Origin of the sequence: Lacisediminihabitans changchengi (assembly GCF_016634425.1) — a bacterium.
Classification (GTDB): Bacteria; Actinomycetota; Actinomycetes; order Actinomycetales; family Microbacteriaceae; genus Lacisediminihabitans; species Lacisediminihabitans changchengi.
Genome location: NZ_JAEPES010000004.1, coordinates 566,949 through 575,032 on the forward strand (window position 1 = coordinate 566,949; position 8,084 = coordinate 575,032).

Annotated in this window: 6 protein-coding genes; all 6 read left to right on the plus strand. The window is 65.8% G+C overall.

Translation table 11 applies throughout. The features are described from left to right. The first annotated feature begins 24 nt into the window (after nucleotides 1-24). Entirely contained in the window at nucleotides 25-2,154 is a 2,130-nt protein-coding gene (locus tag IV501_RS13915; protein WP_200556928.1) for a DUF6049 family protein, read from the plus strand. Beyond that, nucleotides 2,151-3,830 (plus strand): murein biosynthesis integral membrane protein MurJ, encoded by a 1,680-nt coding sequence (murJ, locus tag IV501_RS13920; protein WP_307812299.1) that lies wholly within the window; start codon nucleotides 2,151-2,153, stop codon nucleotides 3,828-3,830. The genes IV501_RS13915 and murJ overlap by 4 nt, the downstream gene beginning before the upstream one ends. A gap of 138 nt (nucleotides 3,831-3,968) precedes the next feature. Continuing rightward, nucleotides 3,969-4,940 carry a thioredoxin-disulfide reductase gene (trxB, locus tag IV501_RS13925; RefSeq protein ID WP_200556929.1) on the plus strand — a complete coding sequence of 324 codons (972 nt, stop codon included), beginning with the start codon at nucleotides 3,969-3,971 and terminating at the stop codon, nucleotides 4,938-4,940. A gap of 62 nt (nucleotides 4,941-5,002) precedes the next feature. Beyond that, the gene (gene trxA / locus IV501_RS13930; RefSeq protein ID WP_200556930.1) at nucleotides 5,003-5,329 is read left to right on the plus strand and encodes a thioredoxin; all 327 of its coding nucleotides are present in this window, start codon (nucleotides 5,003-5,005) and stop codon (nucleotides 5,327-5,329) included. Between the two features lie 106 nt (nucleotides 5,330-5,435). Beyond that, nucleotides 5,436-6,770, plus strand: coding sequence for an aminotransferase-like domain-containing protein (locus tag IV501_RS13935; protein ID WP_200556931.1), 1,335 nt, complete (start codon nucleotides 5,436-5,438; stop codon nucleotides 6,768-6,770). Nucleotides 6,771-6,781: 11 nt separating this feature from the next. Then, a complete protein-coding gene (locus tag IV501_RS13940; protein WP_200556932.1) occupies nucleotides 6,782-7,738 on the plus strand; it encodes a D-alanine--D-alanine ligase family protein in 957 nt (318 codons plus the stop codon). Nucleotides 7,739-8,084: the final 346 nt, after the last annotated feature.

Genomic DNA, 8,084 nt, shown 5'->3' on the forward strand with positions numbered 1-8,084 from the left:
ATGGACTATCGGCCAACGCAGCCTATGAGACTCGTCAGCATCCTCCTCACCGCGGTTTCGGCCCTGGGTTTCTTCGTGCTGCCCTCGGCCGCGTCGGCGGCGCCCGTCGCCGCGGATGCCCCGGTCACCACCTCCGTCGTCTTCGCTGCCGGGGATAACGGCGTCGTCACGCCTGATGCCGACCTGGTGATCACCGGAACAATCACCAACGGCACCACCAGCGACATTCCGGCCGGCACGGCGACCGTGTCGCTCGAGCGCTCGCTCGTCACCTCCCGCACGACGCTCACCGACTGGCTGACGGATGCCCCGCTCGACGACGACGCCCTCGGCACCGTCATCTTCACCGCAGCCACACCGCTCGTGCGCGCCGGATTCACGGGAGGCGTCAGCATCCGCGTCCCGGCCGCCACCCTCGGGCTGAGCGCACGCTACGGCGTGCACAAACTGGCCGTCCGCGTCGACGCGAATGGTGCATCCGTCGGCCAGTCGCGAAGCACCATCGTCGTCAATCCCGGCACCCCGATCGCGCCGGTGCCGTTAGCGGTCGCTGCGCCGCTCACCGTTCCCGCCGCCGAGCCGGGGCTGCTCTCGGCAGCGACTCTCACGCAGTACACGGGGGTGGGCGGGGTGTTGACCACCCAGTTGAACCAGGCCGTCGATCGCCGCGTCGCACTCGGAGTCGATCCGCGCATCATCGCCTCGATCACGATCCTCGGCCCGTCGGCCCCGCCGTCTGCCACAGCCTGGTTGGACCGGTTGCGGGCCGCCGACAACGACACCTTCGCGCTGGCCTACGCCGACACCGATCTCGCGGTGCAGAGTCAGGCGCGCGCCCCCCGCGTGCTCGGGCCGACCTCCTTCACCATCGATCCGAAGCTCTTCCCTGGGTACTCGCCCGCTCCCACCGAGACGCCCACGGTCAGCCCCACTCCCACCCCGAGCAGCACACCGATTCCGACGCTGCCGACCTCGGCCGACCTGACCGCCTTCGACTACACGATTCCCGGCATCGCGTGGCCTGCCGATAACACCGTGGCCGCCGCTGATCTCGACTTCTTCGCCGCCAGCGACCTGACCACGAGCATCCTCGATTCCGACAATGTCAGTTACGGCACCGACACCAGTGGCTCTGCAGCGACCGTCGGGGCGCACCCCGTCATCGTCTCCGACCATGAGCTCAGCACCCTGCTGCGCGCAGCGGTCACCGCCACCGACGCCTCGTGGCCGAACGCGATGGCGAATCTGTCCGCCGCTCTCTCCCTCGCCGGATCGGCCCGGGCCGCAGAGGGCGGGCCGCTGCTGGCCACCCTGGGGCGCACAACTCCGGGCCTCGCCGGCAAGCTCGGGCAGACGCTCGACGCGCTCGCGACGCTCCCCTGGTTCTCGGCGACCGCTCTGCACGACATCGCGAGGTCGCAGGAGCGTGCCGCAGTGGCGATCGTTCCCAAACCCGAAACGGATGCCCGCGTCGACGCCGTGCAGACGTTGCTGGCCGCCGAGACCTCAGTGGGCAATTTCAGCTCGGCCCTCGACGATCCCACTGTGTTGAGTGGCCCCCAACGCCTCTCCCTGCTGTCCACCCTGTCGAACGAATGGCTGTCGTTGCCCGACGCGTGGACGGCGGCCACCAAGAAGTATCTGAAGGCCGCACAGAAGACGGCGCAGAGCGTTCGCATCGCTGACACCGGGTCGCAGGTCTTCGTCTCGAACAACGTCAATCTCAACGTGGCGGTGACGAACGAGCTCGCCTATCCGGTAACCGTCTATGTCAGTGTCGTGTCGCCGAACGGCGCGATCACCGTGGAGAACCCCCGGGTGGAGCTGCGGGTCGAGGCTAATTCGCAGTCGAAGGCCCTAGTGCCGGTCACGGCCCTCGCCAACGGTGACGTGACCGTGCGGGCCTCTCTGTCCAGCGCGACCAACTCCCCCATCGGCACCGTCAAGTTCATCGACGTCGATGTTCAGGCCGGCTGGGAGACCGCCGCCACCCTCGTCGTCGTGATCGGCATCGTCGCGGTGTTCGGCTTCGGAATCTACCGCAACATCGCCAAGCGCCGAAAGAAGAAGCGAAACCCGGATGACCCGGCCGACGTGTCCGAGGGCGACCCGGCATCCGTTCCTCCGCCGACCGACGAGAGCATCACGCAGTGACCGACTCCCTGAGCCCCGAGGGTGTCGAGAATGACGAGGACACCGCCGCGGTAGCCTCGGCTGGAATGGGCCGCGCCAGCGCGATCCTCGCCGCCGGCACCGTCGTCTCCCGCGTGCTGGGTTTCGGCCGCACCGCCGTGCTCACCGCCGTCATCGGCACCGCGACGGCCGGTAACGCCTTCGCCATCGGCAACCAGCTACCGAACAACATCTACGCCCTCATCGCGGGAGGGGTGCTCAGCGCCGTGCTGGTGCCGCAGATCGTTCGGGCGGCCGCTCATGCGGACGGCGGACAGCGGTACATCAACCGCATGGTCACTCTCGGGGCGGTCCTGTTCGCGGCGATCACGATCGTCGCCACGCTCGCCGCTCCCGCGCTGGTCAACCTCTACGCATCGTCCTCCTCCTCCGGCCGCGGTTTCACCCCCGACGCGATCGCGCTCGCGACCGCCTTCGCGTACTGGTGTCTGCCGCAGATCTTCTTCTACGCGATGTACAGCCTGCTGAGTGAGGTACTCAACGCCCGCAAGGTGTTCGGCCCGTTCACCTGGGCGCCCGTCCTCAACAACGTGGTGAGCATCGCTGGGCTCGTCGTCTTCCTCCTGCTATTCGGTGCGAAGGATGCGAACGGAGCTGTCGGCGACTGGGACACCGGCAAGATCCTGCTCCTGGGCGGCAGCACGACGCTGGCGATCGTTGCCCAGGCGTTGGTGCTGTTCCTGTTCTGGCGCCGCGCGGGGCTGCGCTTCCGCCCCGACTTCCACTGGCGCGGTGTCGGCCTACGGGCGACCGGCAAGTCGGCGGGCTGGCTGTTCGGCATGGTGCTGGTCACCCAGGTCGCCGGGGTGTTCCAGAGCCGCGTCGCGTCGATCGCGTCGGGTGACGGAGCCTCCAACTTCGTGCTGGCAAACTCCTGGCTGCTGATCATGCTGCCGTTCTCGGTGATCGCGGTCTCTATCGTCACCGCATATTTCACCCGGATGAGCGGCCACGCGAGTTCAGGCGACACCCCGGCACTGCGCTCCGACGTGTCAGAATCTCTGCGCTCGATCGGCCTCCTGATGGTGTTCGCCACGGTCGTGCTCGCCGTGGTCGCCTACCCGTTCTCCCGCTTCTTCGAGACGAGCTTCGGCGATGTCGCCTCGATGGGCAATGTGGTGCTCGCGTTCGCACCGGGCCTCATCCTCTACACGGTGCTGTTCGTCTTGCAGCGTGTCTTCTACTCCCTCGGCGACACCCGCACCCCGTTCCTGGTGCAGTGCGTGCAGTCGGCTCTGTTCATCGGCGGCGCCCTCGCCTGCATGGCACTGCCCACCCAGTGGATCGCCGTCGGCATCGCAGCGGTCACGTCGATCACGTTCAGCATCCAGGCGATCATCGTGATCGTGCTGGTGTCCCGCCGCATCGGAGGAATGGATGGCCGGCGCGTGTTCCTGCGCCACCTCCAGTTCCTCGGCCTCGCGCTGGTCTCCGGTGCGGTGGGGGTGCTGCTACTGAACCTGCTCGGCGGCATGACCCCCGGCGGCTTCGCCCTTTCGGGCCGACTTCCGGCGGCGGTATCCCTCGTCGTGATCGCGGGTGCGATGGGAATCGTCTACCTCGGGCTGCTGGCGCTGTTCCGCAATCCAGAACTGGGCGCGGTTATCCGCACTCTCCGGGCACGAATCGGGCGCTAACGCGGGCCGTCGACGGTCGCTCTCAGGGGGCCAGTCGAGAGCATCCGTACCACCGGAATACCCAGCGAATAGTATGTGTTGTACCGGTCAGCGAAGCGGCATCCGTGCGCTCCGCAGTCATCCAAGGAGATGTTTCACGTGCGCCACACCATCATCATCGGCTCCGGTCCTGCCGGCTACACCGCGGCGATCTATGCTGCTCGTGGTGGGCTCAAGCCTCTGCTGATCGCCAGCTCCGTCGAGGTCGGCGGCGAGCTCATGAACACGACCGAGATCGACAACTTCCCGGGATTCCCCGAGGGCATCATGGGCCCGGAGCTCATGGGCCACTTCCGCGCTCAGGCAGAGCGCTTCGGCACCGAGGTGCTGCTGGATGACGTCGTCTCGCTCGAACTGGACGGCGACGTCAAGCGGGTGACCGTCGGCAATGGCGAGGTCTACGAGGCACTCAGCGTGATCTTCGCGACCGGGTCCGCCTACCGCAAGCTCGGACTCCCCGAGGAAGAAGAACTCAGCGGCCACGGGATGTCGTGGTGCGCCACCTGCGACGGCTTCTTCTTCCGCAAAAAGACCATCGCCGTTGTCGGTGGTGGGGACTCCGCGATGGAGGAGGCGACCTTCCTTACCAAGTTCGCCGACAAGGTCTACGTGATCCACCGCAGTGAGACGCTTCGTGCCTCGAAGGCGATGCAGGATCGTGCGTTCGAGAACCCGAAGATCGAGTTCATCTGGAACAAGACGGTCGAACGGGTGAACGGCTCCGGTCAGGTGACCGGGGTCACCCTTCGCGACACCGTCGACGGTTCAGTCTCGGAGTTGGAACTCGAGGGACTGTTCGTCGCCATCGGCTCCGATCCCCGCACCCACCTCGTGCACGGGCAGCTGGACTTCACGACCGAAGGCACTATCAAGGTCGAGGGACGCAGCTCCCGCACCAGCAAGCGCGGCGTGTTCGCGGCCGGCGACGTCGTCGACCCGACCTATCGTCAAGCCGTCACCGCGGCCGGCTCCGGTGCCGCCGCCGCGCTCGACGCGGAACACTTCCTGGCGGCCCTCCCCAAAGAGCTTCTGGCGTCGGCGACGGCTGAGCCGACCGCCGTTCCGGCCTGAGTTACCAGCTCAGACGTTGTACCTCAGCACAGTTTCGTAACTCACCAGAGAGAGAAGTAGAGATGTCAAACGCCAAAGATGTGACCGACGCCAGCTTCCAGGCAGACGTCCTGGATTCCGAGAAGCTCGTCCTCGTGGACTTCTGGGCCGAGTGGTGTGGCCCCTGTCGCGCGGTCAGCCCCATTCTCGACCAGATCGCCGCCGAGCACGCCGACAAGATCGAGCTCGTCAAGGTCAACGTCGACGACAACATGGAGATCGCCGCGAAGTACCAGATCACCTCGATTCCGGCCATGAAGCTGTTCAAGGGTGGCGAGGTCGTGAAGAGCGTCATCGGCGCCAAGCCGAAGCCGGCACTCGAGGCCGACTTCGCCGAGTGGCTCAAGTAGTCCCGGTCTTTTTAGTGGAGGCCCGTTCCCGGCTCGGGGGCGGGCCTTCCCTGTTTCCGCGGTCTATTGTGGAGACTTCATACCCTTCGGCGATCCTGGAACCCCTATGAGCAACGGACACTCCCCTTCGGAGTCGGGAACGAATCTCGACCCCTGGTACGACCTCTATGCCGACCGCACGGCCGGCCTGAGCGCCTCCGAAGTCCGAGCGTTGTTCGCCGTCGCCAGCCGCCCCGAGGTTGTCTCCCTCGCCGGCGGCATGCCGTTCGTGTCGGCGCTGCCCACGGATCTGGTGGGCGGAGCCTTCGAGCGGGTCATGCGCGAGGAGGGTCCTCAGGCTCTGCAATACGGCTCTGGTCAGGGAATTCCCCAGCTGCGCGAGCACATCCTCGACATCATGGCGCTGGAAGGCATCCGGGCCAGCGTTGACGACGTCGTCGTGACCACCGGATCGCAGCACGCACTCGAACTGGTGACGAAGCTCTTCATCAATCCGGGCGACGTGGTGCTGGCCGAAGGCCCGAGCTACGTGACCGCCATGGTCGTGTTCAAGTCGTTCCAGGCCGAGGTCGAGCACGTGCTGATGGACGAGCACGGTCTCATCCCCGAGGCGTTGCGCCAGCGCATCGCGGAGGTGAAGGCACAGGGCCGCACGATCAAGTTCCTGTACACGATCCCCTCATTCAGCAACCCTGCTGGGGTGACCCTCACCTGGGAGCGCCGACTGGAGATCCTCGAGATCTGCCGAGCCAACGACATCCTGGTTTTGGAGGATGACCCCTACGGTCTGCTCTATTTCGACTCCCCTCCGCCGCAAGCCATGCGCTCGGTCGAGGAGGAGGGGGTCATCTACCTCGGCACATTCTCCAAGACGCTCGCGCCTGGTTTCCGGGTGGGGTGGGCTCTCGCCCCGCATGCCATCCGAGAGAAGCTGATTCTCGCGAATGAGGCTGCGGTGCTGTCGCCCAGCTCGTTCAGTCAATACATGATCACGGAATACCTGAACACCGCCGACTGGCGGGGGCAGATCGATACCTTCCGCGGCATCTACCGCGAACGACGAGATGCGATGCTGTCAGCTCTCGACGAGTATCTCCCTCAGCTCAGCTGGACCGTTCCCAACGGTGGGTTCTACATCTGGGCCACCCTTCCCGACCACCTCGACTCGAAGGCGATGCTGCCGCGCGCGGTTCGCGAACTCGTGGCGTACACCCCTGGCACCGCCTTTTATGCTGATGGCAACGGCCGTAACAACATGCGCCTTTCGTTCTGCTACCCCACACCCGAGTTCATTCGCGAGGGCATCCGCCGCCTGTCCGTTGTCATCAACGGCGAAATGGATCTCTTGCGCACTTTCTCGCAAACCGCGCCGCTGCGCTCGATCGCTCCGGCTCGTGATGCCAAGCTCGGCATCGCAAGTCCGCCGTCCAACCTCGCCTGAACGGCACCATCATGAATGATTTCACCCCCAAGTCCGTCGTCGTGCTCGCGGGCGGCATCTCCCACGAGCGCGACGTGTCGCTGCGCTCCGGCCGCCGTGTCGCCGACAGTCTGCGGCAGCACGGAATCTCGGTTGAACTGCGTGACCCGGATGCCTCGCTTCTGTCCTACCTCACTGCCACGCGCCCCGACGTGGTCTGGCCCGCTCTCCACGGAGCCAGTGGCGAAGACGGAGCGCTCCGTGGACTCCTCGACTTCATCGGCATTCCGTTCGTGGGCTCCACCTCCGGCGCCTCCCGTCTCGCGTGGGACAAGCCGACCGCGAAGGTACTCGTCGGGCGCGCCGGAGTCGCGACGCCACGGTCGATCTCCCTCTCGCGCGACGCGTTCCGGGAGCTCGGCGCGCAGAGCGTTCTCGACAGCCTGGTCGACGAACTGCCAATCCCCCTGGTGGTGAAGCCGGCACAGGGCGGTTCCGCTCAGGGAGTCACTCTGGTCAACGCCCGGTCGGCTCTCCCCCGCGCCATGGTCGATGCGTATACGTACTGCGATACCGCTCTCGTGGAGCAGAAGATCGTCGGCACCGAGGTTGCCGTCGGCATCATCGACACCGGCGACGGTCCGGTCGCGTTGCCAGGAGTCGAGATCCAACCCCTCTCAGGCGTCTTCAGTTTCGAGGCCAGATACAACGCCGGTGAAACGCGCTTCTTCACCCCGGCTCGCCTCGATGCAGCGGTAGCCGCGCGCGCCGCCCAAGTGGCACTGCTCGCACACAGCACTCTGGGCCTCCGTCACCTCTCGCGCGTAGATCTGATCATTGACGCATCGGGAACGCCCTGGTTCCTCGAGGCGAATGTCCTCCCCGGACTGACCGAAACCTCCATCCTCCCCCTTGCCCTCGAAGCGGCGGGCCACGATCTCGGCTGGGTCTATAGCGCGCTGGCGGAAGCCGCGATCCGCGGGGACTAGCCCGCACCCGACTCCCTCGCGTAGCGCGAGTGTTTCACGTGAAACATAGCCGGCGGAAGTCTCCGAACCGGTCTGAACCAGGCGCGTGAGGCCGAATTAGGCTCATTGGGTTACCTTCACGCCGATTGCTGGCCGAATCAACATCAGCGGTCGACTCTGATTGCACGACTCTGGATCCGGTCCGCCTGGTTCGGCTCCATCTCGTCCCGCTCCACCTGGAGTAGTGCCCCATAAAGTGGTGTAACTCTTGGTGGCCGGCTCGTCGCGAGACGTAAGCGCGGTCACCGTGTGAGACCTTCGAGAAGTCTCTTACCTCCACTCGAAAGGCACCATCACGATGACCGCT